At 50.9% G+C, this 25,606-nt stretch carries 23 protein-coding genes; 20 read left to right on the top strand and 3 right to left on the bottom strand.

Annotation, left to right across the window (positions count from 1 at the left end; translation table 11 throughout):
- Nucleotides 1-340: 340 nt before the first annotated feature.
- From L6H98_RS06190 to L6H98_RS06120, 15 genes are all read left to right on the top strand, one after another.
- The gene (locus L6H98_RS06190) at nt 341-1,375 is read left to right on the top strand and encodes an LCP family protein (RefSeq protein ID WP_236413648.1); all 1,035 of its coding nucleotides are present in this window, start codon (nt 341-343) and stop codon (nt 1,373-1,375) included.
- Nucleotides 1,376-1,557: 182 nt separating this feature from the next.
- Nucleotides 1,558-1,989, top strand: a complete 432-nt coding sequence (locus L6H98_RS06185; protein WP_236413647.1) for a CBS domain-containing protein — start codon at nt 1,558-1,560, stop codon at nt 1,987-1,989.
- Between the two features lie 170 nt (nt 1,990-2,159).
- Nucleotides 2,160-2,462, top strand: a complete 303-nt coding sequence (locus L6H98_RS06180) for a MazG-like family protein (protein WP_236413646.1) — start codon at nt 2,160-2,162, stop codon at nt 2,460-2,462.
- Nucleotides 2,463-2,467: 5 nt separating this feature from the next.
- Nucleotides 2,468-3,379 (top strand): DUF2232 domain-containing protein, encoded by a 912-nt coding sequence (locus L6H98_RS06175; protein ID WP_236413644.1) that lies wholly within the window; start codon nt 2,468-2,470, stop codon nt 3,377-3,379.
- A gap of 11 nt (nt 3,380-3,390) precedes the next feature.
- Complete coding sequence (locus L6H98_RS06170) at nt 3,391-5,382, top strand: DHH family phosphoesterase (protein WP_236413642.1); 1,992 nt, start codon at nt 3,391-3,393, stop codon at nt 5,380-5,382.
- On the top strand, nt 5,379-5,822 hold the full coding sequence (rplI, locus tag L6H98_RS06165; protein WP_236413640.1) for a 50S ribosomal protein L9: 444 nt from the start codon (nt 5,379-5,381) through the stop codon (nt 5,820-5,822). The genes L6H98_RS06170 and rplI overlap by 4 nt, the downstream gene beginning before the upstream one ends.
- Nucleotide 5,823: 1 nt before the next feature.
- Nucleotides 5,824-7,185 carry a replicative DNA helicase gene (gene dnaB, locus L6H98_RS06160; protein WP_236413638.1) on the top strand — a complete coding sequence of 454 codons (1,362 nt, stop codon included), beginning with the start codon at nt 5,824-5,826 and terminating at the stop codon, nt 7,183-7,185.
- A 421-nt stretch (nt 7,186-7,606) separates the two neighbouring features.
- The gene (locus tag L6H98_RS06155) at nt 7,607-8,893 is read left to right on the top strand and encodes an adenylosuccinate synthase (RefSeq protein ID WP_236413636.1); all 1,287 of its coding nucleotides are present in this window, start codon (nt 7,607-7,609) and stop codon (nt 8,891-8,893) included.
- A 176-nt stretch (nt 8,894-9,069) separates the two neighbouring features.
- Nucleotides 9,070-9,837, top strand: a complete 768-nt coding sequence (locus tag L6H98_RS06150) for a hypothetical protein (protein WP_236413634.1) — start codon at nt 9,070-9,072, stop codon at nt 9,835-9,837.
- A gap of 747 nt (nt 9,838-10,584) precedes the next feature.
- Nucleotides 10,585-12,120, top strand: a complete 1,536-nt coding sequence (locus L6H98_RS06145) for a peptidoglycan DD-metalloendopeptidase family protein (RefSeq protein WP_236413632.1) — start codon at nt 10,585-10,587, stop codon at nt 12,118-12,120.
- Nucleotides 12,121-12,640: 520 nt separating this feature from the next.
- Nucleotides 12,641-13,372 carry a response regulator YycF gene (gene yycF / locus L6H98_RS06140; protein WP_236413630.1) on the top strand — a complete coding sequence of 244 codons (732 nt, stop codon included), beginning with the start codon at nt 12,641-12,643 and terminating at the stop codon, nt 13,370-13,372.
- Nucleotides 13,372-15,222, top strand: a complete 1,851-nt coding sequence (gene walK, locus L6H98_RS06135; protein WP_236413628.1) for a cell wall metabolism sensor histidine kinase WalK — start codon at nt 13,372-13,374, stop codon at nt 15,220-15,222. Before yycF ends, walK begins: the two co-directional genes overlap by 1 nt.
- Nucleotides 15,206-16,486, top strand: coding sequence for a two-component system activity regulator YycH (gene yycH, locus L6H98_RS06130; protein WP_236413626.1), 1,281 nt, complete (start codon nt 15,206-15,208; stop codon nt 16,484-16,486). Before walK ends, yycH begins: the two co-directional genes overlap by 17 nt.
- Before the next feature lie 56 nt (nt 16,487-16,542).
- Nucleotides 16,543-17,286: a two-component system regulatory protein YycI gene (gene yycI, locus L6H98_RS06125; RefSeq protein ID WP_236413624.1), complete on the top strand. Its 744-nt coding sequence runs from the start codon at nt 16,543-16,545 to the stop codon at nt 17,284-17,286.
- Between the two features lie 6 nt (nt 17,287-17,292).
- A complete protein-coding gene (locus L6H98_RS06120; protein ID WP_236413621.1) occupies nt 17,293-18,099 on the top strand; it encodes an MBL fold metallo-hydrolase in 807 nt (268 codons plus the stop codon).
- On the opposite strand, the gene L6H98_RS06115 is transcribed toward L6H98_RS06120, so the two are convergent.
- On the bottom strand, nt 18,068-18,253 hold the full coding sequence (locus L6H98_RS06115) for a hypothetical protein (protein ID WP_236413759.1): 186 nt from the start codon (nt 18,251-18,253) through the stop codon (nt 18,068-18,070). The two genes, L6H98_RS06120 and L6H98_RS06115, sit on opposite strands and share 32 nt — an antisense overlap.
- Before the next feature lie 690 nt (nt 18,254-18,943).
- On the opposite strand from L6H98_RS06115, the gene L6H98_RS06110 reads away from it, so the two are divergent.
- The 4 genes from L6H98_RS06110 to rlmH all read left to right on the top strand — a co-directional run bounded on the left by L6H98_RS06110 (nt 18,944) and on the right by rlmH (nt 22,447).
- Nucleotides 18,944-20,215 carry a trypsin-like peptidase domain-containing protein gene (locus L6H98_RS06110; RefSeq protein ID WP_236413620.1) on the top strand — a complete coding sequence of 424 codons (1,272 nt, stop codon included), beginning with the start codon at nt 18,944-18,946 and terminating at the stop codon, nt 20,213-20,215.
- A 364-nt stretch (nt 20,216-20,579) separates the two neighbouring features.
- On the top strand, nt 20,580-21,107 hold the full coding sequence (locus tag L6H98_RS06105) for a hypothetical protein (RefSeq protein WP_236413619.1): 528 nt from the start codon (nt 20,580-20,582) through the stop codon (nt 21,105-21,107).
- Nucleotides 21,108-21,336: 229 nt separating this feature from the next.
- Nucleotides 21,337-21,504, top strand: coding sequence for a CxxH/CxxC protein (locus L6H98_RS06100; protein ID WP_236413618.1), 168 nt, complete (start codon nt 21,337-21,339; stop codon nt 21,502-21,504).
- Nucleotides 21,505-21,967: 463 nt separating this feature from the next.
- Nucleotides 21,968-22,447 (top strand): 23S rRNA (pseudouridine(1915)-N(3))-methyltransferase RlmH, encoded by a 480-nt coding sequence (rlmH, locus tag L6H98_RS06095; RefSeq protein ID WP_236413617.1) that lies wholly within the window; start codon nt 21,968-21,970, stop codon nt 22,445-22,447.
- Between the two features lie 104 nt (nt 22,448-22,551).
- Here the strand turns inward: rlmH and L6H98_RS06090 are convergent, their stop codons facing one another.
- Nucleotides 22,552-24,000 carry a serine hydrolase domain-containing protein gene (locus L6H98_RS06090; protein WP_236413616.1) on the bottom strand — a complete coding sequence of 483 codons (1,449 nt, stop codon included), beginning with the start codon at nt 23,998-24,000 and terminating at the stop codon, nt 22,552-22,554.
- A 448-nt stretch (nt 24,001-24,448) separates the two neighbouring features.
- Here L6H98_RS06090 and L6H98_RS06085 point away from each other — a divergent pair, with 448 nt between their 5' ends.
- Nucleotides 24,449-24,685, top strand: coding sequence for a hypothetical protein (locus tag L6H98_RS06085; protein WP_236413615.1), 237 nt, complete (start codon nt 24,449-24,451; stop codon nt 24,683-24,685).
- A gap of 288 nt (nt 24,686-24,973) precedes the next feature.
- On the opposite strand, the gene L6H98_RS06080 is transcribed toward L6H98_RS06085, so the two are convergent.
- Nucleotides 24,974-25,438, bottom strand: coding sequence for a VOC family protein (locus L6H98_RS06080; protein WP_236413614.1), 465 nt, complete (start codon nt 25,436-25,438; stop codon nt 24,974-24,976).
- Nucleotides 25,439-25,606: the final 168 nt, after the last annotated feature.

Below are 25,606 nucleotides of genomic sequence, written 5' to 3'. Positions count from 1 at the left end.
ACAGCGATCTGCTATACGAGTGCAGCATTCTCTGATCCGCGTGTGTTCGGATTTCCAAATCCTGTTGAAGAAATATTCGAGGCTGATCCAACTGATCTGCTTCTCCCTTTCAGGCAGGGACAGGGATTCGAATGGCCACAGGCTCGTTCATGAAGGGAAAGCTGTTCTTTTCTTTTAACCAGATTGTAACTTTTCGCGAAGCAGCAGTGTTTACAATAGAACGAGCATAAGGTACCCTGTTTCAGGACGGGGGACGTCAGGCAACATTGTGTCAGAACGCATTCCAGGCGGTTAAGTGTAGATTGGCAATTCATTTTGAGAGTGAAGAAGGAATCCGCGAATGACAAGAAGAACTAAAGAGAAGAAAAAGAAAAAAAGAAAAGGCCTATATATAACGCTCTTATCACTCGTCGTACTATTAGTTGGCGGTTATTTGTTCCGCCAGCAGCTCGCTGTGGCTGCATTCGATCTGTTTCTGGCCGGTACGGTCGAAGACTCGCTCTCCAGATCATACGTACCGCAGGAAGGCAATAAAACGCCTGATCCGATCGTATATCGCGAGAAACCATTCTCCGTGCTGCTGCTCGGGTCCGACAAGCGCGCCTATGAGAAAACCCGCGGACGCTCCGACACGGTCATGTATGCCGTTGTGCGTCCAAAGGAGTCAAGGGTGCTGCTGGTATCTATTCCGCGCGATACCTATGTACAGATTGTAGGGCGGGATGCTAACAAGGATGGCGAAGACGATTACGACAAGATCGCGCATGCTTACGCTTTTGGCGGAGAGAATATGTCCATCAATACGGTGGAGAAATTTTTAGATGCCGATGTCGGGTACTATGCCACGATCAATTTTGATGGAATCCGAAAAGTGGTCGATGCGCTTGGCGGCGTTAAGCTGCCCATTGAAGAGGATATCGTGAACAAAAACCCGGATCATGTACAGTTCACCATTGAAGGCGGCAAACCCATCTATGATGGTCAGGAAGCTCTTTACTACGTGAGGTACCGTGAGGATAGCGACTTTAACCGGACCAAACGGCAGCAGATTTTCCTGAACGCCATGGCGAACGAAATGCTTAATCTCAATCAAATTGGCAAGATTCCGGAGCTGCTGCAGATCATGGGAGACAATTTTCAGACCGATATGCAGCCTTCCTTCATCATTGACCTGGCCAAACAGGTGTTGACCCAGGAGAAGCCGCAAATTTCCAGCTTTACGATTCTCGGCGAGGGGATGCGCAAGGATGGCATCTACTATGGCAAGGCCGATGAGAAGGATGTCCAATATGCCAAAGAGCTGATTACGAACTGGATGGATGAATCGACCCCAGTCGGCTCACTGATGATTCCCGATCGGCAGAAGATCGAGTAATCCAACCATTCTATACCAGCGATGTGTGATGAGAACAGGGCAGCAGTGCGTGTTTTACGGGCTGCTGTTTTTTTTCTTTTTCGCAGGGAGTTCCCCCGATTGGAACATCACGTGTTATAACCCGTATAATAAAGTTTGGAGAAACTTTTGAGTATGTAGGACAAGGGAGGACACGCAAGGGTATGAATATTGCATTTTTTCTATTGCCCAAGCAAGAGGTAACATGCGTAACGTCGGATTCTACACTCAGGCAAACGTTGGAACGGATGGAATATCATCGATTTACGGCGGTGCCCATTTTGAATAAGGAAGGCAAATATATCGGTACCGTGACTGAGGGCGACTTGTTGTGGCACATGAAGAACTCCGAAGGGAAGATTTCATTTGAAAACGCTTCAAAGTTTTTGCTCAAGGACGTTCCGCTGCGGCTTGATATCAAGCCGGTATCGATCAATGCCAACATGGAGGATTTGATCAATCTGGCCAAAGTTCAGAACTTTGTACCCGTCGTGGATGACATGGAACGATTTATCGGCATTGTGCGGCGCAGCCAAATTATCGAATATTGTGAAGGCATCGTTGCCAAGGAAACGCTCAAGGCCAAATCCATTTGAAAAAATCGGTTGCAGAAAAGGGATAATCCGTGCTTTTCGGTATCATGTTAAGCATAACCTTATCCAAGGAGACAGCTTGGGGCATTGCCAAGGGGGAACATTTTTACACCCCCCTTTTTATGCTATAATGGAGAATAAAGCTTTTTCCGGGGAGAGTGACTTTCGCTAATATGCCTAAAGAACTGGATGTAGCCAAACGCGCTAAAGTGATTGAATGGCTGAAGACCGAAGTGCTTGACCAGGTGTCCCGATTGTTCAAAGCGTTATGGGAAGGCAGCACCTCCCGAATCGGGGACAGTCTCGCCAGTCTGATGATGAGCGTGTACATATTGGGCCGCAGGCTTGGTATTCCGTTCAAGGATCTGGATGCACTGCTAGTAGAGAAACTGAAAAAGCACAAATCGGAAGGTCACCAGTTGGAAGACTGGTACCAGGATATATCCGCGCTCGAAGATCATATGCGTAAGAGGTGAAATTGTTGAAATTTAGCTTTAAAACGGCCGTTTGGAGCGTCGTGTATTTGCTCTTGTTGCTTTCGCTGCCAACGCCTCTATCGGTGCTCGCGATCTTTTTCGTGCTGGTTCCGGGAGTCGTATTGTACGCGTCCTTATCGGTGAAGTCCTTTGTATGGCATCTCGTGCCGGTAGCCGTCATTTTGTTGATGATCAGTCCCATATATTTGTTATTGCTCGTGATTTTCACGATTCCTGCCATGATTATGGGTAATGCTTATAAGAAAAGGAAATCGGCTCTGTTTGCTTTGATGTCAGGAATGGGTGCGATGCTGGGGGAATATTTGTTCCTTTTGCTTTTAGGCACTGTATTTTTCCAGTTCGACCTGTCCGGCTATATTACCGATGTGGTTCAACTGACGGTCGAACCATTAACCGGATCATCCACACAGATGGTTAACGGTTTTGTATGGACGCCGGAAATGACGCAGGACGTGGCGAGACAGACGCAGCTCATGATTCCGTTTGCACTGGTTGTCACCTCTATGGTGATGGCTCTTATCACGCATGCAGTCGCTCGTCCCATCCTGAGTGTTATGGGGGTGACGGTGTCCAAATTGCCGCCTGCACGCGAATGGAGAATGCCACGCGCGTTGATCTGGTACTACTTCCTTGCATTGATCTTCGAGGTCGTGTCAAGACAAAGCGACGGGACGTATTGGACGATGATCGCGGCCAATCTGTCGCCGCTAATCAATTTGGGCTTCATGATTCAAGCTATCGGTTTTTTCTTTTTCTTGTCCCATGTGAGGAAATGGAATCCGGTAATCCCCTATCTGCTGGCCGCCGCCGTCTTTTTCATTGGGCCGCTTCGGATTATCGGGATCATTGATCTGGCGTTCCCGCTTCGAGAGGCAATTTCGAAACCAAAACGATAGGGTGATGAGTCATGCCTAAATTTCTGAAGAAGCGCTGGCACGGCTACTATACCGTATGGGCGTTTATTCTATTGCTCCTGCTGGTCATGTTCGTGACCATTTACAACTGGACGCTTGGTTTGATCAGCCTGATACTCGCTTCGGCGCTCGGCATTGTCATGATCAAAGCGGAGCTTGCCTTTCGCCGGGAATTGAATGATTACATTAACGGATTATCCATACGCATCAAACGGATGGAGGGGGAAGCGGTAAACATGCTTCCCTTCGGCATTGTGCTGTACAGCGAAGACCGTACGGTAGAATGGCATAACCGCTTTGTGGCGGATATGTTTCAGGAGAAAACGATGGTGGGCAGCACGCTAAGCCATCTGTTTCCAAAGCTGCCGCAGCCGAAAGAAAAGAAGGACGGATCGAAAGACGCGGCATCCAAGGAACTGCACGACGAGTTCCAACTCGATGACCGATATTACGGCGTCATCCATAACCCGCTGGAACGGTACGTGTACGTGTATGAAATTACCGAGTTGGCTGTTCTCCGGGATAAGTACGAAAATGAACGAATCGCGCTGGGCATTCTGGTGCTCGACAATCTGGACGAGGCGGCACAAGGCATGGACGACCAGCAGCGCACCTCGCTGATTGCCCGCGTAACCAGCGAAATCACGGCTTGGGCGAAGCGGTACGAAGTGTATTTGCGCCGTTTGTCGTCCGACCGCTACCTGATGATGCTGAACCACAAGGCGCTGCAGGAACTGGAGCAGAGCCGGTTTGTCATTCTGGACGAGGTGCGGGAAATGACCGCCGATCTCAAGGTGCCGATGACGCTTAGCATCGGGCTGGCCTTTGGTTCGGATAGCATTAGCGAGCTGGGAGAGCTTGCTCAGTCCAGTCTCGATATGGCGCTAGGACGCGGCGGCGACCAGGCTGCCGTCAAATCGGGACAGCGGCTGTCCTTCTATGGCGGCAAGTCCAATGCCGTCGAGAAACGGACGCGGGTTCGCGCCCGGGTCATTGCGCATGCTTTGCGGGATCTTATGCAGGAGAGCGATCGGGTCATTATTATGGGGCATAAAATGCCCGATATGGATGCGATCGGCGCTTCCATCGGGGTGTGGAAAGCGGCCAGCCTGTACAATGTGGAGGCACGCATCGTCCTGGATGGGGTAAATCCGTCCATTGAGCGAATGATGGAGCTGGTGAACAAGGACGAAAAGTTGGCCAAAGCCTTTATTTCGCCCGAACAGGCAACCCAGGTCATGACCGAGCACACGCTGCTCGTCGTTGTCGATACCCACAAAGCCTCCATGACGATGGAGCCCAAGCTGGTACAGGCCGCTACGCGCGTAGTCGTGGTGGATCACCACCGCCGCGGCGAGGAATTCATTAACGACGCTGTGCTGATTTATCTTGAGCCTTACGCTTCATCGGCTGCCGAGCTTGTTACCGAGCTGTTGCAATATATCCATGACAAAGTACAGTTCACGCCGCTGGAAGCGACGGCGCTGCTCGCGGGAATTACGGTGGATACGAAGCATTTCGCGCTGCATACCGGGTCAAGAACGTTCGAGGCGGCCGGCTTCCTGCGCAGAAGTGGTGCAGATACCATCATGATCCAACGGCTGATGAAAGAAAATCTGTCAGAATATATTGCTAAGGCAGAAATCATAAAGCATGCTAAAATGGTATATGGGAACATTGCGCTTGCGGTCACTGAACGCGGCAGCAAGCTCCCGCAAATGATGATCGCCCAAGTGGCGGACACCTTGCTGAACATGAACGACGTCGTCGCTTCATTTGTGATCAGCGAGCGTCCGGACGGGCTGATCGGAATCAGTGCAAGATCGCTCGGCCGCATGAACGTACAGGTCGTCATGGAACGGCTCGGCGGCGGCGGGCATTTGACCAATGCGGCTGTTCAGCTGGAAGGATCGCTGGGAGAGGCAGAAAAACGGCTGATGAACGTACTGGCTGAAATCGAAAAGGAAGAGGGGCTGTTCGAATGAAAGTCATTTTTATAAAAGATGTTAAAGGTCAGGGGAAAAAAGGACAAGTGAAGGAAGTATCGGAAGGATATGCACAGAATTTCCTTCTGCCGCGCGGGCTGGTGCGTCTGGCTACCGACGGAAACATGAAAACGCTGGAGAACCAGAATGCAGCCGAAGAGCGCCGCAAACAAGAAGAAAAAGCGGAAGCGGAAGTGCTCGGCAAAAAGCTGGAGGCTGAAGTCACCGAACTGAAAGCCAAAGCGGGTGAAGGCGGTCGCCTGTTCGGGGCCATCACAAGCAAACAAATCGCCGAGGCGCTTGCAGCCAAAGGCTTGAAAATCGATAAACGCAAAATCGAACTGGACGATCCAATCCGTACGCTCGGCGTAACACAAGTAACGGTGAAGGTTCATCCTGAAGTCAAAGCGACTATCAAGGTACAGGTAACGGAGGAGTAAGATGGGCGGCGAAATGTTATTCGACCGGATTCCCCCGCAGAACCTGGAAGCCGAGCAGGCCGTGCTGGGTGCAATCCTGCTTCAGGGCGAGGCCCTGATTACAGCGATGGAACGGGTGCAAACCGAGGATTTCTATGACAAGCCGCATCAACTCATCTATGAAACGATGATTCAGCTTGGCGAGGAAAATCAGCCGATTGACCTTGTCACGCTGACTTCGCGTTTGAAGGACAAAGGCGAGCTGGAGGAGGCCGGCGGCGTCAGCTATCTTGCGAAGCTGGCCCATGGCGTGCCTACGGCAGCCAATGTCGATTATTACGCCCAGATCATCGAAGAAAAATCGATGCTGCGGCGACTCATCCGTACCGCCACGCAGATTGTGAGCGAAGGTTATGCAGGCGGAGAGGATGTATCGGCCATGCTCGGGGAAGCCGAGCGGCGCATCCTGGAAATTTCCAATCGTCGCTCCAGCAGCGGCTTTATTGCCATCCGCGATGTTCTGATGGAAGTGTTCGACCGTGTCGAGACGCTGCATCAGAACAGGGGAACAACAACAGGCATTCCGTCCGGATTTATCGATTTGGACAAGATGACCGCAGGTTTTCAGCGCAGTGACTTGATCATTGTAGCGGCACGTCCTTCCGTAGGTAAAACCGCCTTTGCACTGAATATCGCCCAGAACGTGGCCATTCGTGCGCAGGAGACGGTAGCCATCTTCAGTCTGGAGATGTCGGCGGCACAGCTTGTGCAGCGGATGATCTGCGCCGAGGCGAACCTGGATGCAGGTGTCATGCGTAACGGGGATTTCAAGGGCGACGAGGACTGGCAGAAGCTGACGATGGGCATTGCAGCATTGTCGGAAGCGGAAGTCTATATTGACGATACACCGGGGATCACGGTAGCCGACATTCGGGCCAAATGCCGCCGTCTCAAAAAAGAGAAGGGGCTTGGCATGATTCTGATCGATTACCTGCAGCTCATCAGCGGCCGCGGCAAAGCAGGGGAGAACCGCCAGCAGGAGGTCTCCGAGATTTCCCGTACGCTGAAGCAGATCGGCCGTGAGCTTGAAGTTCCGGTTATCGCGTTGTCCCAGCTCAGCCGGGGCGTGGAGCAGCGGCAGGACAAGCGCCCAATGATGAGTGACTTGCGGGAATCGGGTTCGATCGAGCAGGATGCCGATATCGTGGCGTTTTTGTACCGGGATGATTATTACAACCAGGAGACCGAGAAGAAGAACATTATCGAGATCATTATCGCCAAACAGCGTAACGGTCCGGTAGGTACGGTAGAGTTGGTCTTCCTGAAGCAGTTCAACAAATTCGTCAACTACGAGCGGGCGCATAACGATGCATTCGCGATGTAGTACAGACCTCTGATGCGTAAAGCATTATATGCAATGATGGAGTTGCGCCGTTTTGCGCAATTCCGTGTTGCCATAAGAAATCGGCATGCCATCCTGCTTCCAGGGCGCAGGCATAGCCGGTTTTCTTTGCGTGCTTTTGGAACAATAATGGATACATTCAGCCGCAACTTAGGTGTATTTCCGAACATTAACAACGAAAAATATATGATTAGTTCGTTTATTGATTTGACTTTGAAAATGGGGACTGGTACACTATTACTGCTGCGTTAAAGCAGCGAAAACCTTCCTTCCAATGTAACGAAGGAGTTTTCACTGTCCGTTAGCACGCTTCTCCGCCGGTGTTTTCACATTCATTTGCCTGCCGAGATAGAGGACGGACAGATCAATAAAAGGTGCGCAAGGCACCCACGGAGGAATGCACATGTCAACGGTAGTTGTAGTGGGAACGCAATGGGGAGACGAAGGAAAAGGCAAAATCACGGATTATCTCGCGGAAAGCGCGGACGTGGTCGCACGTTACCAAGGAGGTAACAATGCAGGCCATACGATTTTGATCGATAACAAAAAATATAAGCTGACGATGATTCCATCGGGGATTTTCAACACTGACAAAGCTTGCGTCATCGGCAACGGCATGGTCATTAACCCGAAGGCACTTATTGAAGAGATTAATTATATTCATGACAATGGCTTTACAACGAAAAACCTGACGATCAGCGACCGGGCACATATCATTCTGCCATATCACATGGTACTGGATGCGCTGGAAGAAGAGCGTAAAGGACCGAACAAAATCGGTACGACAGGCAAAGGGATCGGTCCTTGTTACATGGACAAAGCAGCCCGTATCGGAATCCGCATGGCGGACCTGATGGATGCCGAAGAGTTCGAACTGAAGCTGCGCCATCTGGTGCAGGAGAAAAATCGCGTCATTGAGCAAGTATACGATGGCGAGCCGGTGGATGTAGAGCAAATCCTGAAGGATTACCTGGAGTATGCCGAGGTTCTTCGTCCATACGTGCGCGATACTTCCGTCGTCCTGAACGAGTTCATCGACGAGAACAAAAAGGTGCTGTTTGAAGGCGCGCAAGGCGTTATGCTCGACATCGACCAAGGTACCTACCCGTTCGTAACGTCTTCGAACCCATCCGCAGGCGGCGTATGTATCGGTTCCGGCGTTGGCCCGGCACGCATTCAGCAGGTCATCGGCGTGGCTAAGGCGTATACAACACGCGTAGGCGATGGTCCATTCCCAACGGAACTGTTTGATGCTGTTGGCGACCAGATCCGCGAAACGGGTCATGAGTACGGTACGGTTACCGGACGTCCTCGCCGCGTTGGCTGGTTCGACAGCGTCGTTGTTCGTCACGCCCGTCGTGTGAGCGGTATCACTGGCCTGTCCCTGAACTCGCTGGACGTGATGACAGGATTGGAAACCGTGAAAATCTGTACCGGATACAAATACAAAGGCGAGATCATCACTCATTATCCGGCTAGCTTGAAAATGCTGGCGGAGTGCGAGGCGGTTTACGAGGAGCTGCCAGGCTGGAGTGAAGATATCACGGGAGCGAAAAAGCTGGAAGATCTGCCAGTGAACACGCAAAACTACATCAAACGCGTATCCGAGCTGACAGGCATTCCGATTGCCATCTTCTCGGTAGGCCGTAACCGTGAACAGACGAATCAGGTTATGCCGATCTACGTCTGATCCATCATTATAAATAAGTAAGCCCCAAGTACTGCCTATCTGGCGTCGCTTGGGGCTTTTTCGCATTTGATCTGATATGAAACCCCGATTTTCCGTCAATACTGGTTAACAGCCGATTTGGCTTAGCCGTCACCCGGACAGGCTGGAGGACGGATCATCGGAGGGAGTGAAGAGAAATGAAACTGCTGCAATGGTTTGTAAAAATGCTGCTCACGGTTGTGCTGGTCAGCTCATTGACGCTGCTGACAACCGGACTGATAGTGCAATCGTACGTAAAATCGCTGCTGGCAAGCTTCAATATTGAATGGGAAGGGTCATCGCTTGGATTAACCTCCATGTTTCAGGGTGCTCTGGGCGGGAGCAAAACCAACGAAAAGAAGAGTGAGCCTGAGTCGGAACCGACCGATAAACCCGTCGGGGCCGAGGAGGAGAAGGTGCCCGAGGGTGCCATTTCAGTGATGGGGAACGAAGGTGACGGGAGCACGAAGAGTGAGGAAAAAGCCTCGCAGGATGCATCGCAGGGCAACCCGGATTCAGGCCAGGGCAACTTAAATGAAAAATCGGATCTAGGAGCCAATTCTGAAACAGGATCGGGAACCGGTGCAAATGCTGGCGCTGGTACAGCAGGGACGTCCAATGGAACCGCTGGTACCACAGACGCGTCCAATGGAACGGAGGAAGGCAAAGCTTCCGCAGAGACCGGAGCGGTCGTTGTATCACCGGACGATATTACGAACAAAAAAGACAGCTTGCCGCAGGCGGAGAAAGAGAAGATCTTCAGTCTGCTCATGAGCAAGCTGCCGCAACAGGAGATGCAGCAAATATCGAGCGCCATGGAGGGCGGATTGACGGAAGAAGAATTGCGAGAGATTGAGCAGGTCATTTCCAAGTATTTAACGAGCGAAGAATACGACGGCCTGATGGAAGTACTGCAGGCGGAATGAAGAGGTTAAACGAGCAGGATACTTTCAAGGCCTAGGGCCGGAATAGAGACTTATGCACGCATGCTGGTCAGGACATGTAATAGAAAAGCCATCGGAACGGGATTATCCCCTTCCCGGTGGCTTTTTTGGCTCTTGGGAGCTGGGAGAGAATTAGCGCAATTACATCTTTGAGATCCTGTGGCCGATTCATCGCAGGCATTCTCCACTGGAAAATAATTCACTGTATACGTGGTTGCCGGACGATCAAAACTACATTGGAACATTCGCTAAAACTTGGGACGCCATCGGATGAACGGATCGAAATTCCGCTATGATGAGGTCGGCCGTACAGGATGGTCGGCTCTTTCATAGAAGGTGAAACCCCAAGCCAGGCAAGGTGTGAATGCGCATCATCAAGATGTTAAACTGGGTCTTAGAACCTACTCCTAATGGCTTTGCTTTTGGGTGAATCCGGTTTGGAAAAAATGCATCGACACAGACGGCGATGGTCTTCCACATTATGCATAAATAAGGAAAACGGCCTGGGAGCGCAAATTTGAGCCGTGATCGCTGTAGTTGAAATGCCTGTAAAACCTGTGTTAAAGTAAACGGGTGTGATGAAAGGTTAAAATTTTGACACTTTTACAAACGCAGCTAAAGTCCTGATTTTTGCGGACACCCAATATAACCATTGACAGGCATAAGACAGACACGATGGGTAATGTCTTTACAGAATGCGGTTTTAGAAGTGCTGAAAAGGAGAGAATCATGAAAGGTTTCAAAGGCATAAGCCAACCGGGCAAAAAAATCCGGAAACACGAACCATCCGGAAAACACCCGAAGGCCGAAGACAAGAACAGCATGAGCATGTCCAACTTCAGTGTAACGAAAGCGCGCGCCTGGACCTCGCGCAAATGGATCATCGCCGCATCATGCGGGATATTCATCGCAGCTTCGATCGGATTCGCAGCCAAGCAATACATAGCGGCCAACACGCTTACGTATTACAACGTATTGGTTAAAGGCAATCCTGTCGGAAGCATCTCGGACGAGGCACAATTGCAACAACTATTCGCAGACAAAACGCAGGAATACCAAAATAAATATCCGGACGCAGAGATGGTCCTGAATACCGAAGGCATTACGACGGAAACGGCGAAATCCTACAAGCCTCAAGTGGACAGTCAGGGTACGTTGGATAAGTTGAGCGATATGCTGACAGCTTACGCCAAAGGCGTCGAAATCAAGGTGGACGGTGAAGTCATCGGCATCGTGAAAGACGAGGAAACGGCGAACAAGGTACTCGAACAGGTGCAGAGCAAATACATATCGGCAGCGGCCGTGAGCAGCCCGCTCAAGACGAAGTCGGTATCGGCGAATTCTTCCTCCAAGGCAGATGGACCCAGCACCACGCTGAAGTCGGTCGACATCCAGGAGGAGGTTTCCACCGACGCCGTAAAAGCCGATCCCAACAAAATTTGGGACGTGTCCGAAGCGGTCAAGGCTTTGACCGTAGGCAAGGACTCGCCGGTAACTTACGTTGTGCAGGAAGGAGACACGATTTCCTCCATCGCAGCGAGATTCGAGATTACGCAGGCGGAGATTCGCAAGAACAATCCCGGAATCAAGGAAACGTCGATGCAAATCGGCGATAAACTGACGCTGACGGTGCCGAAACCGGCCGTGACCGTCAAGTCGGTCGAACAGATCGTGGAACAAATCGAGATTAAACCGCAAGTCGAGGTGCGCAAAAGCGCCGATCTGAAAGCTGGCACGACCAAAGTGGTCCGCCCGGGGCAGAGCGGCCTGAAAAACATGCAGTACCGCGTCACCAAGGAGAATGGCGAGGTCGTTAAGGAAGAATGGCTGGGTCAGGAAGTCGTGAAGGCTGCCGTAACGGAAGTGGTTCTGAAAGGAACCAAGGTCGTGGGCGAAGGGACTGGCGCGTTTGCCTGGCCGGTATCGAGCGCTTCCATATCCAGCAGCTACGGACAACGCTGGGGCCGCCAGCATAAAGGCATCGACCTGGTCGGCAATCGGGACGTGAAGGCGTCCGACGAAGGCGTAGTGACGTTTGCAGGCCAGAAGACCGGTTATGGCAATGTGATCATCATCAACCATCGCAACGGATACGAAACGTTATACGGTCATCTGGACAGCATCGGCGTCAAGGTAGGACAAGTCGTCGAAAAAGGCGAAAGCATCGGCGTTATGGGCAATACGGGACGCTCTACCGGAACCCATCTTCATTTTGAGATCCATAACAACGGAACGGTGGAAAACCCGCTCACTTATTTGAATTAGAACTGAATATAAGGCGGATTGTGGTGGCTGCGAATGCTGCTGTGCGAACCGCTATATCTATGGGTCAGCTTAGGCTGGCCTTTTTGCGATGGCAGGACTTCGGTTTTCTGGTTCTGGAAGATAGAGGAACCGTTGGACCGATCAGGGACTGAGGTCAGGCGGGTTCCCGCACATGTTATTGCGATGATCATCAATATGTAAAAAACTTTCAATTTCTGAGTATTGAGACGCCGGTTCGGGATGTTACGCCGCTCAAGGTATGTTAAACTATTGATTATAATCCATCCAATGTAGGACAAACATGTGTGATTTCCGAAATGGGGAGACAAGCTTCGCCACCGGGAAATAGCAGCATCGTTTGTGCGTTATATAGAGAATGAGCATGCATATAGGCTGAACTCAATTTTTACACGCTAACGGAGAGGCAGAACCAATCTGGAGAAGCGAAGCGTTGCTTATATAGAAAAGAGAAATAGACCGCTGCGGCGGATCATGCAGGATATAGGGGGGAATACAGCAGATGCAGGGAAAGATTCTGGTGGTTGACGACGAGCAGCCTATCGCGGACATTCTGAAGTTTAATCTGGAGAAAGAAGGGTATGAGGTCATTTGTGCCTTTGACGGCATTCGTGCGGTTGAGCTGGCGCTATCCGAGAAGCCGGACCTGATGCTGCTGGATTTGATGCTGCCGGGCAAAGACGGCATGGACGTATGCCGTGAAGTTCGCACTCATTTGGAGATGCCCATTATCATGCTGACCGCCAAGGATGGCGAGATCGACAAGGTACTCGGGCTGGAGCTGGGCGCGGATGATTACGTCACGAAACCGTTCAGTACGCGCGAGCTGCTTGCCCGGGTAAAGGCACAGATGCGCAGGCGGCAGAAGCCGGTCATCGCTGCAGCGTCAACGGAGGCACCAGAGGATGATGAGAAGCAAGTGCTGCGTTTGTTCGACCTGGCGTTCGATATGGACATGTATACAGCGTACAAAGGAGGCGAACCGCTCGACCTGACTCATCGCGAGTATGAGCTTCTCTATTATATGGCGAAAAATTCGGGCAAGGTGATGACGCGCGAACATCTGCTGCAGGCAGTATGGGGTTACGAATACTTCGGGGATGTGCGGACCGTCGACGTGACGATTCGCCGCCTGCGTGAGAAGATTGAGGAGAATCCGAGCAAGCCGGAAACGATCTTGACCCGGCGCGGTCTCGGTTATCTGGTGCGCAGCCCCAAAAGCGTAGGTCTGTAATGAGCCGCTTCTTGAAGTTTTCGTTCTTTCGCACGATTCAAGCCAAGCTGATTATTATCTATGTGCTGCTAATCCTGATTGCGATGCAACTGATCGGGGTTTATTTCGTCAGCGCGATGAAGAATTCGTTAACGAGCAATTTTACGGAGGATTTGCAGGCCCGGGCTGAAATGTTGTCTGTGCTGGTGGGCGAAACGCTGGCTGGCGGCGACCCGGAGGCTGGTGAAGACCGTACGGAAAACCTGCGCGTGTTGGTGAACAATCTGTTCAATATCAACGGTGCGGAGATTCAGGTTCTCGATGCCAGCGGGAAGGTGCTGACGACCTCTTTAAGCTCGCACTCCGATTACGTGGGGCGGAAAAACACGCAGACCGTAGTTAGTCGTGCCTTGCAAGGCATTCGGGATAATGAAGAGTACATTGTCGACGAAGATAATGTGCGCAAAAAGGTCGTCGCCAAGCCGGTCATGTCCGGCGGCAAAATTATCGGCGCAGTGTACATCGCCGCTTCGATGAGCGAGTTGTACGCCACCATGGAAGGCATCAACAAAATTTTCATTTCGGGCATTCTGATCGCCCTGGTGCTAACGGCAGTGCTTGGCGTGATCCTGTCGCATACGATCACCCAGCCAATCAAAGAAGTCACGCGGCGGGCCACGGCGGTGGCCGAAGGCAACTTCGACCAGCAGACGCCCGTATTCGGCACGGATGAGATCGGACAGCTCAGCCGGGCCTTTAACTATATGACGAGCAGGCTGCGCGATGCTCTTTCCCAGAACGAAGAAGAGAAGGAAAAGTTGACTTCGATTCTGACCAATATGAGCGACGGCGTGGTGGCAACCGATGAATATGGCAAAGTCATACTGGTGAACCGCCGCGCCAGCAGCATTCTGGGCATGCGTCCTGCGGATATCGAGGGCAGGCATTTTGCCGTGCTGCTCGGCATAGATCCGGAGGATGCCGAGGCGCTGGCGAGCGGATTCACCGGATCGACGTTGCTGCAGATTGCGCCAGCCGGGCAGGAGGAGCCTGTCGTCATCCGCATGACATTCACGCCTGTGCATCGGCGCGACCTGGGCATTACGGGGACGATTGCCGTGCTGCAGGACGTCACGGAGCAAGAAGAACTGGAAGCGTCGCGGAGGGAGTTCGTCGCCAACGTCTCCCATGAGCTGCGCACGCCGCTCACAACCATCAAGAGTTATGCCGAAGCGCTTGATGACGGCGCACTGGAAGATCCGCAGCTGGCGGGCCGTTTCGTGGGCGTCATCCAAAACGAGACGGAGCGTATGATTCGGCTGGTTACCGATTTGCTGCATCTGTCGCGGCTCGATTCCAAAGAGGCGCGACTCCGTAAACAGCCGACCGATGTGCTGGAAATGCTGGAGGAAGTGACGGACCGTTTCTCCTTCCAGATGCATCAGAAGGATATTCAGTCCGTGTTGTCGGTGGAAAACGGGATGCCGCTTGTTCCGCTGGATCGCGACCAGATTGACCAGGTGCTGGACAACGTGGTGTCCAATGCGCTGAAATACACGTTGGAGGGCGGCACGATTACGATTTCGGCAAGGCGCGAAGGCGGGAATACGCTGGCCGTTTCGGTGAGCGATACCGGGGTGGGTATTCCGCAGCGGGACCTGGACCGCATTTTTGAGCGGTTTTACCGGGTAGACAAGGCCAGATCCCGCAGCATGGGCGGCACAGGGCTCGGACTGTCCATTGCCCGGGAAATCGTAAAAGCGCATGACGGCAGCATCTCGCTCGAATCGGAGCTGGACGTCGGCACAACGGTTACGTTTAAGCTGCCGATGCGGAGCGAAGGAGGTGAGCACAGTGAAGGAACGCATTAAGTCACTCGTGCTTGCTTCGCTGGTAGCTGCGAGCCTCGTGCAGAGCTATTTCTTGATTTATCGTCTGCCTGGCGGCGGCGATTCGGTAGTCACCTCCGAGACAAACTATGTCAAAACCGAGAATATGGGCCAGGAGCGCAATATTGAGGAATTGATCTTCCCCGATCAGATGATTATTCATTTGGGTGGGGATAAACATACCGTGTTCTATCCGGGCAATACCTTTTATCAGTTGATCTATTCGCGGATTCAGGGCCGGACGTTTGAGGATTTCCAGCGCCGAAACGTGCAATCCGTGAATTGGGAGAAGATTCGCAAGGAGAATCAAGGCTTTGAGCTGTCTTTCAAAGAAGGCATTCCCGTGCAATTGCTGCAGCGGGTAATGCGGCTTGGCACGGACTCGCTGTTCCAGGGAGAGACGATCAACCGAATTTCCATTTATACGGCCAAAAACGACTCTAAGGTGCATGCGCTGTTCTTTAGTGCCAAAGGTGATGTGGTATACGAAGCTGCACAGGCCGACCTGACCGTGCAGGACGTGCAGCAGCATGTGGATTTCGGCAGCAATTGGACGCCGTATACGTTGATGGAAGGCGGATATTACATTCCAAGGGCGGCGCTGGAAACGATCGAAGCCGAGGTGCCGACAGGCCAATTCACGGTCGAGCAGATGCAGCGCAGCCTGTTCTTCGATCCAAGCATGACCCGAAACATTCGGGAAAAGGACGGATCGGAGATTTATACGGACAGCAAGCGCAGTCTGCAAATCAAACAGGAGCAGCGCTGGATGACGTATACCGATCCTGCGGCACCGCCGGCGGGTCAGAGCGACCCGGCCAAGGATGCGCTGTCTGCGGTGGATTTCGTCAACCAGCATGGCGGGTGGAAGGGCAGGTCCCGCATGATGATCGAATCTAGCGATAACCGGACCAGTCTCCAATTCCAGCAGTACTATGGCAGTTTTCCGATTCTCGATCTGGCGCAATTCCGTTTCGGTACGATCAGCATGGAAATGCAGCAGGAAACGGTGTCGAGTTATGAACGTTCGCTGGAGTACCTGAACGAAGGCTCGGAGACCAAAAAGGCGGTCAAGCTCTCGGGAGGGGACAAGCTGAAGGCACTGATCGAAAAGGTGACCGGCTCCACTCGTCAGGTAGAGGACGTATATCCGGCATACCGCCCGTCTGCGACGGAGGATGGCTTGAAGCTGATCCCCGTATGGGTCATCCGTTTCACGAACGGAGAAGAGACCACGGTGTCATAGGAATGGCCTAGTGTAACGGTTTTCTTTTGAATCATGTCATAGCGGAGGTGAGGTTGTTGGATTGGGGACGCGCGAAAAATGTGTTGATCTACGCCTTTTTGCTGCTTAACCTGGTGCTTGGTTATCAGATCTGGGTGGATGCCCGGGAGACGGCCGGAGCCAATCTGGACTTCACCTCCCTGGCGGACAATACCCAGCTGGCGATGGAGGAAAAGGGCATTCAAGTGCTTGCCCCCATCCCGAGTGAAACGCCGAAGCTGCCGAAACTGTCCTATGAGTTCATTGAAGAGGATAAGGCGGGCCTTGAAGTCAATCTCGATCAACCGATCGACAGCAAGCTGATCTTTGCACAGGGCGAGTTGGAAAATGCGCTAAAAGATGAAATTGTACAAATCGGCAGTTATCGACTTGATCAACTGATGGCCGAAGATGGGGCCTTCGTTCTTCATCCGTTGGTGGACGGGAAATGGCCGCTCTTCAACGTCAGCCTGGAGCTGTTCTACAGCGATCAGAAAATTACGGGTTACCGTCAGACGCCGGTGCGGATCACGACAACGGAGGACAGCGAGCAGCAGGTGCTCCCGGCGTCGAAGGCGCTGGGAACGCTGATCGAGAACTTTTTGCCCAATGATGCCATCGTGAAGGATATTCAATTGGGATATTATGGTCAGTTATTCAACTCGGATATGCAAGTGGCGATGCCGGCATGGCGGTTCGTGCTGGAAAGCGGCGAGATTCTGTACGTGCAGGGTATCAGCGGGGATGTATTCAGTCCCAAGACAGACAAACTAGAGGAGTAATGCGTTATGGGGATATATTTTACCGTGTTGTCCAGCGGTTCGACGGGAAATGCAACAGTCATCCAGCATGGGGGAACCTCGTTGATGATCGATGCTGGGCTCAGTGCGAAGCGGCTGGAGGCGCTGTTTCTGGAACGGGAGATTTCGGGAGCCGAGCTGGACGGAATTTTGGTCACGCACGAACATTCGGATCATATTAAAGGACTAGGCGCGATCTCCCGCAAATATAATTTACCAATCTATGCGAACACGAACACGTGGAAAGCGCTGGAGAAATCGGTCGGAGCCATTCCGGAGGAAAACCGGCGTATTTTCGAGACGGGGGAGAACAAGGATTTCGGTTCCTTGCGCGTCGAATCGTTCGGCATCTCCCATGATGCCGCAGAGCCGGTCGGCTATACGTTCGATGACGGCAGCGAGAAGCTGGCGGTGGCGACCGACCTCGGCTATATGAGCGATAAGGTGCGCGACGCGATTGCAGATTCGGATGTGCTCGTTCTGGAGGCGAATCACGACGTGGAGCTGCTGCGCATGGGACGTTATCCGTGGAATACGAAACGTCGCATTCTGAGCGATATCGGGCACCTCTCGAACGAGGCGGCAGGAGCGGCGCTCAGCGAGCTGATGAACGGGCGCCTCAAGCGCACCTATCTGGCGCACCTTAGCTTGGACCATAATATGATCGATTTGGCCAGAATGTCGGTGCGCGATGCCATGGAGAGCCGCGGTTGCTTTTATAAGGACCATGAGTTCAAGCTGTGCGACACGTATTACGACCGACCTACGCCATGGGATAGGGTGGGTCAGCCATAAAGCTGTCGAGTTCGGCAGCCTTGCGTTCCACCTCTTCGCGGGTGAGTATGCCTTTGTCCACCAGCAGTTCGATCATCGTACTGAGCGCAAGCGTGTTACGATAATGCTCTTCCTTCAGGTCGGCCAGTTTGGATGCCATATGAACCTCTTCCATAGCTGTGAGTGTGCGTGTGCGATTCAACGTTAACCCTCCTTCTATGAAGCTTCGAATATCTTTTACTATTATTGTAGTCAGAGGACGTGGAAAACATTCCTCTTTTTCCCTCTACAAATTGGCTGGAATGGCGTGTATGCTGAAAGGGACGGCTCGGCAGGACTGGAAATTATTTTATTTACGCCGGAAATAGGCGGTTAGCAGGGCTGTTTTTGTGGTGATAGATAGTGTGACTAATTAGCCGCAGGGTGCGGAAGACAGAAAAAATGCAGAGAATTTACGATCATCTTCATGATTATGCAACTTTTTGGAATATTTCGTGTTTAGTATATAGAGGGCTGGATTAAAGGCCATAAGTTCGTGTGGAATCGAGAAGCTTTATGCATAAATATCAGGCTGCAAACAGCATGGCGAACCGGGATGGAAGCGATGTTGTTATACATAGTCGATGGCATCCGCTGCCTTCGAAAATGTAACGATATGAAAGATTTCCGAAAATGAGCATGAAGTAGCAAAACGGGCAAGCGCCAATATGATGGATGCAGCATGCTGAAGGAATAGTGATCGGAAATTTTGTCCGTCGCTTGCGTGAACGATGCGGGGATGCGCGACGGTTCATGTTCGCGACGAACATTAGGGCAGGCGGCAGTCAAGGTCTTGATGCGTGACAACGAAGGGGAGAGGATCACGATGGGATTGTTTGGAGACGACTTTTATTCAACCAAGGTATCAAGACGCGCCGAGCCTGTACAGAAAGGCAAGCTTCAGATTCTCCGCCCCGGCGGGCGCGATCGCTGGCAGAACCCGCGCAGATCGCGTTCCCGCTCCGGATTCGGTTCGACCGTCAAAGTGGCTGTCATCAGTTCGGTGATTAGCTCGGTCGTGACGGTGATGCTTTACAGCTTCATTTCGCAGCCGACAGCAGTCCCGTTGTCCAACGTCATTGGCAGCGGAAGCGGAGGCTCGGTTCAAGCGGCGCAAGCAGCCGATCCGTATGACCGGATTATCCAGGCGGCTGCGAAGGTCCGTCCTTCCGTCGTCAGCATCGTCAATCACAAAACGGGCAGCAGTCTGTCGATGGAGGAGTCCGCGCTCGGTTCCGGTGTTATCTTCAAGAAGGAAGACGGCAAAGCCTTCATCATGACCAACCATCACGTTATTGAAGGTTCCAGCGACTTGGAAATTGTGACGGTAGATGGCGAAACGCACAAAGCCAAACTGGTCGGTCAGGATAGGGTGAGCGATATTGCCGTGCTGTCTGCGGATGCGGAAGGGCTTGGCCCGGCTGCCGAGATCGGCGATTCGAGCAAGCTGCAGCGCGGGCAAACGGTGCTGGCCATCGGTAATCCGCTCGGACTGGGAGGTACGTTGACCTCCGGCATCGTCAGTTACACGGATCGCATTCTGCCGGTGTCGATCAACCAGGATGGCGTGTACGATTGGGAGCAAAACGTCATTCAGACGGATGCAGCGATCAATGAAGGGAACAGCGGCGGTGCGCTGGTGGACCTGAACGGCAAGGTCGTCGGCATCAATACGATGAAAATTTCGGATACGGGCGTAGAGGGGCTTGGTTTTGCGATCCCGATGAATGAAGTGATGAAAACGGTGGATGCCCTCCTGCTGCACGGCAAGGTAACGCGTCCATATCTGGGCGTGTACACCGTTGATCTTAGCAACCCGTACGCTCCGCTCGACGATGAGCAGCGCAAGGATTTGAAGCTGCCTTCGCATGTAGACAGCGGGGTGGTGGTGCTGGAGGCATCCGGTCCGGCTGCCGAAGCCGGCCTGAAGCTGAACGACGTCATTACGGAATTTGACGGGCAACCGATTACCTCTACGCTGGATCTGCGGAAATACTTGTACGACAAAAAGAAAATCGGCGATACACTGGAAGTGACGTTCTACCGCGATGGAAAAGTGGAAAAGGTGAGCGTAACGTTGGCAGATAAACCGGAGTAAAACGAAGCGGAGATCGTCCCGCCTTGTTTGATTGTTCGATCAAGGCGCGGAGTCACTCCGTTTATCAGTTGCACATTATTGCGAGTATCCCCTGTTCGGGAACGGCGTTGTCATTTGTCTGATGCAGGCATGGCTCGCAGTTTGGCGAATATAGGGGATTTTTGTTTATCCGATTAAGCGGATGGGCCCAGAGCGAAAGTCTCAGTTACAGAAGTTTTCTGCTATGATACACTGGTTAGCATGTGAGTACTATGCCTTATAGGACATGAGACGATGGTCGAGGGTTGGCGTTGGTGCTGCGCCTGAGGTTGTTGTATTGGACGGAAGAATGGAAGCAGACATGAATATAGGGGGCCCTGGGACTATGAAATACGCTAGAAAGCTGCTGCTTGGCGGAACTTCGCTTATGATGCTGTTATCCGTATTGTCGGCATGCGGAAGCAAGACAGAAACGAATGCTGCATCCGGCGGCGATGCTTCCTGGCAGGAGGACCGCGTAGCCGCGTTGGAGAAAAAGCTGGAGGAACAGTCCGGCAAGCTGGAAGAACAGAACATTACAATTACGGATCTGAAAAAAAAGCTGGATGAGCTGAGCGCAAGCGTCGCTGCTGCAAGCCAGGGCGGAGGCAGCTCATCTGCCGGACCAGGCAATAACGGTTCCGCAGGCAGGGGCGATAGCGTAGTTATTACGTTTGCACAGTACGAGAAAATTGAAGTGGGCATGACGTTTGACGAAGTAATCGACATCCTGGGCGGTGAGGGAGAAGCCTTGAGCGAAGCAGAAAATATGGTGGTTTATAACTACAAAGGGGTTGGCGATACGGGGGCCAATGCGGTATTGGCATTTCAGGGCGGCAAGCTGCTGACGAAGGCGCAATCCGGGTTGGAGTAAATGGAGCTGCCTAACCGAATATATGTATGATACAGCGCCCGGAGAGGGCGCTTTTTTTGCCGTTTGCTCGTGGCGAATGGAGAGGTTTCCTGGAAGTTGGGCACGATAAATGGGAGTTAGGGGTTTCTTTTCAGCCTGAGGTGTGATAGAACAGAGAAGTGGCTATCCTGTATGGATAAGCGGTTGTGAATCGGGAGCATAGCTGGTTACAGAAAGGATGCTTGAACGGATGTACGTTGTATGCAAAGAACACGTGGACATCGCCATTGACAAGTTCGTCGATGAGTATGAGGACGCTCCGGATATCGTTGATCTGAAGGAGACGGAATTTGCCGACTGGGACCCGCCTGCCAAATGTTCCGAATGCGAACAGCACGCGGAATTCCTCGTCGTTTAGCGTACTGTAGGAACGAACGGCCGCAGGCACTGTATGATAGGGTGTCCCCGGCCTGCCTTCCATCCGGTATGAACATCACAGGCAAGAAGCAAAGAGAGCGTGTCGGAGCGCTCTTTTTGCGTTTTGTGGGGGAGTTTGCGCATTGGCGTGGTGTGCTGTCTTGTGCTGTTTGTGGAGAGGTCGAGCAGGGGGAGTCAATCACGCTAAGGAACCTCAGACGTTTTATTCGGAGTAAATTGGGTCGATGTTTGCGCTAACGAACCGTAGCCACGCTATTTGCCCGGAATGATGTGCATATGGCTTAAATGCTGCGTATTAGCGTGGCTGAAGTTCATTAGGCGCGCAAAATGTGTAAATGAGGCTGAATAAGGTGTGTGAGGTTCGTCAGAGGATATACGGTGTGTCGAGGCATCGCTCATAAATGGATACATACCGAGATTGAAGATATGGAGGAAATGGTTTTATGTTGATTCAGATTATTGGCGTGGGCAAGCTGAAGGAAAAATATTTGACGCTGGGCATTCAGGAATATGCCAAGCGCCTCGCCCCGTACATCAAATTTCAGATGATCGAGGTCGCGGATGAGAAAGCGCCCGATACCCTGAGCGAAGCAGAGGTACGGGCGGTAAAAGAGCGCGAGGGCGAACGCATCCTCGCGCATGTGAAGAGCGAGGCGCATGTCGTCGCGCTCGCCATTGATGGCCAGCTCTGGAGCTCGGAAGAGCTGGCCGCGGAAATCGACAAGCTCGGCACGTACGGGACGAGCCATGTCGTGTTTGTCATCGGAGGGAGCCATGGGCTCTCCGATGAGGTGCTGCGCCGCGCGAAGCAGCGTTTGAGCTTTGGGCGCATGACCTTGCCGCACCAGCTGATGCGTCTGGTGCTGGTGGAGCAAATTTATCGGGCGGTGAAGATTAACCGCGGTGAACCCTACCATAAGTGACGGCGAAAAATAGGGGGTGCCTGACACATTCCTTCTAAGCTGATATTGTTCTCTCATTAAAAGAAATCTTCGCGTTTTTTCAATAAGGCGAACGAATGAAATGCTTATTTTCGGAGCGAGGCATTATATCGGTGAGTGTATACAAACCATGTAATGCTTGCTGTTAATAAGGCCGCCGAAATCAAAGCTGTAAGAACACTATATGTTCGCCAAATAAGTATCTCTGACCAATCTAATGCATAGCATATTACACACTGGACAATCGTAGCAATTAGCAAAATAGCTGTTACGATTATTCGCCTTTTTGTCATTGGCTGCCGCTCATTCGTTTTCCTTCTGCGTAATCCTAAGAGAAAGAACAGAACAGCCAATAGGCAAAGAATAATTGTGGCAGACGACAAAATGATGTCCAAAAGCTGTGTGCCGCTTATTCCATATGACTGCGTCAGATTGCCATCTAATATATCTTTAACTTTTAGTACCATGCTTCTATTGATATTTTCGCCGTTGGTCAGCAAGCTGATGGCTATTCGTTCATTTGGCAGTATGACCACTTCGGTTCCGAAATTGGGATTGCCCCCGGGGTGCTCTATAATCGTTTGGTTGGCGTTTACCGACCAGCCCGCCGCATAATACATTTCGTTGACAGCCGGAACAGACATATCACCCTGATGTGATTTTTCGATAACCGTATGGAATATTTCGGGTATGTCCTGCACAATACCCATCTGTATGCCCATCCAACGCGCCATATCTTTTGTACAAGAAATGATGTAGCCTGCGGGTGTATTCCCGGAAAAATCCGGCGCGTTATATGGGGTTGTCATAAAAAAGGAAGAACGGTAGCCCTGTGCCAACTGTCCGGTGGCTTGAGCATCTTCTTTATAAACATACGTCTGGTGAAGACCCAACGGCTGAAATACCTGTTCCCTCATAAAGTCTTCATAGCTTTGTCCCGACACAATCTCAATAACCAGACCTAATACGTCATAATTAACAGTTCCGTAATTATACTGCTCACCGGGATAGAACGACAATTCAGAATCTACGAGCATTTCTACGGTTTTTTGCAACATATCCGGCGTATTGCCTTGTGGAATGTTTTGACTGTGACTGCCATTTGTTAAGCCGCTAGTATGGTGTAAAAAGTTATTGAGTGTCATACTTTGCATATCCACGTGTTTCCCCTGATACTTTAACGTAAACCAAGGCAAATATTTCTGGATAGGGTCTGACATTGACAGCAGCCCTTGTTCTTCCATCAGCAGAATACCCATGCCGGTAAAAGCTTTACTTACCGAAGCCAGCTCATATAGAGTATTTTCACTTGCTGGCAGTCCCTTTTCACGATCTGCGTACCCGGAAGAAAAGTAGAGCACTTCATTGTTCGCAAGTATTGAGATTGACATTCCCGGTACACCTGATATACGGCTTGCATCATCCAACAATGTTTGTATTGAATCAGATTGCGAGTCTGATAATGCATAACTTGGTGTTGCGAAGCCGGTGAACAGTATAAGTAATGCAATCATAAAGACAATATTTTTTTTCATAGTCTCTCCATTCCGAAAAAACTCCCGTACGGAAAATATAAATAATCCGCAGTACGCCTTATTCCCCTAAAGTGTAATAAGATATATATTATGAAGCTTATTATTGCAAAATCTTATTGTATGTGAAGAATCATACGATATAAAAAATTAGATTGCTATCATAATCTTCTACTTACTACGAACTATTTTGCTAGGAACACAAAAAGCCCCTTGAACAACTTGGAAGAGTCAATGATGAAGATGATGATGGTAGATCAGCCACCACACAGAGTTGGAAAAAACTCGAATAAAGTTTTTGGTATCATTTCGTTAAATGGCTCCATAGTTCTAACGGAACGATAGTTGAATCATCGATAATAAGGCTGCCGATTACTTCGGTGGCTTTCTATGGGCTTTTGTATACAGCGTCACTGTAGATTGGGGAGAGGATGACGAGGAGATCGTCCGATTGTTCGGTAAACGGCTTCCAGATGAAACGGTCGAGGTGACGTCTACGGACAAAGGACTGGACGTTACCTACAATGGACAACTGCATTCGATTGCGCTTACCTTTACCGGAAATGATCGCTATATCACGATTCGCGGCTTTCAGGAGCTGATCCGGGACAAATACGAAATTCGACTTTTTGATTTTACCGAAGCGGCAGTGGGAGGAACTGGATGCCCGGTATCCGGTGCGGAATAGGGAGATATTCCGTGTCATCGATGATGAGCTGGATTTTCCGTAACCAGGATGTTTTTGCCCTGATTTGCTTGGGATAAGACAAAAAAGAGCTATAGCTGCGACAATAGTTTCATTTTTATAGCAGGTCGTATGTCAAACAAGAGCAATCAGGGATTTATTCTCTCGCGCCGAATTGGATTGATTACAGTACAAGGGAGCTGGCCGCGACAGCTCCTTTTCGCATTTTTCGCCGATAGACCCGTTGAGGTGAACCGTATCACAAATAAGGGCAAGTTTTCGTTATAAAGCTTAATTTGCATGAGTCTTGGTAGACATATCAAAATCGACCTCTTCAATAAATTCGATAACTTCTCCGTTGGGACTGTGAATGACAGCATTCTTCACTACAAGTGGGGGTTCGCCAAGTGAAAGGTAATCCGGTTCTATAAAAGCCTTTGCTCCATGAGCAAGGGCTTTTTGATACATTTCATCCACATTATTCACGTAGAAGGCTAAATGTAATAACGCTCCGTAAGTTATATCTTCTTCAGACGATGCTTTCTTCCCTTGAGCAGGGATGACAGCGTCGTTATCAAAGATCTCAATACAGGTTCTTTGGTCAGGTGAAACTAGCATGGAGGCTTCTTTGATTTGAAAGGATGGCAGAGACCAATGATGACCAACCTTGAACCCTAGAACTTCAATATAAAATGTAATAGTAGCTTTATAGTTTTTGGCTTGGATCGCCACATGTGAAAGACCGTTTATGCTCATTCTTGATTTCTCCTTGTGTATATTTTGAATGTTGTTTATAGTATACAGCTACTAACTTGTTGAATTACATATGTTATATGAGGATATAATGAAAGGATGGTAACTAAATATAAGCTATTTTAATGGATATGGCTTAGTTTTTTAAAATTCAATTCAAGGGAGTGATGG

Origin of the sequence: Paenibacillus sp. JJ-223 (assembly GCF_927798175.1) — a bacterium.
In the GTDB taxonomy this organism is placed as follows: Bacteria; Bacillota; Bacilli; order Paenibacillales; family Paenibacillaceae; genus Paenibacillus; species Paenibacillus hubeiensis.
The sequence above is the reverse complement of the archived record's forward strand: the minus strand, read 5'-3'. Positions and strand labels throughout refer to the sequence as shown.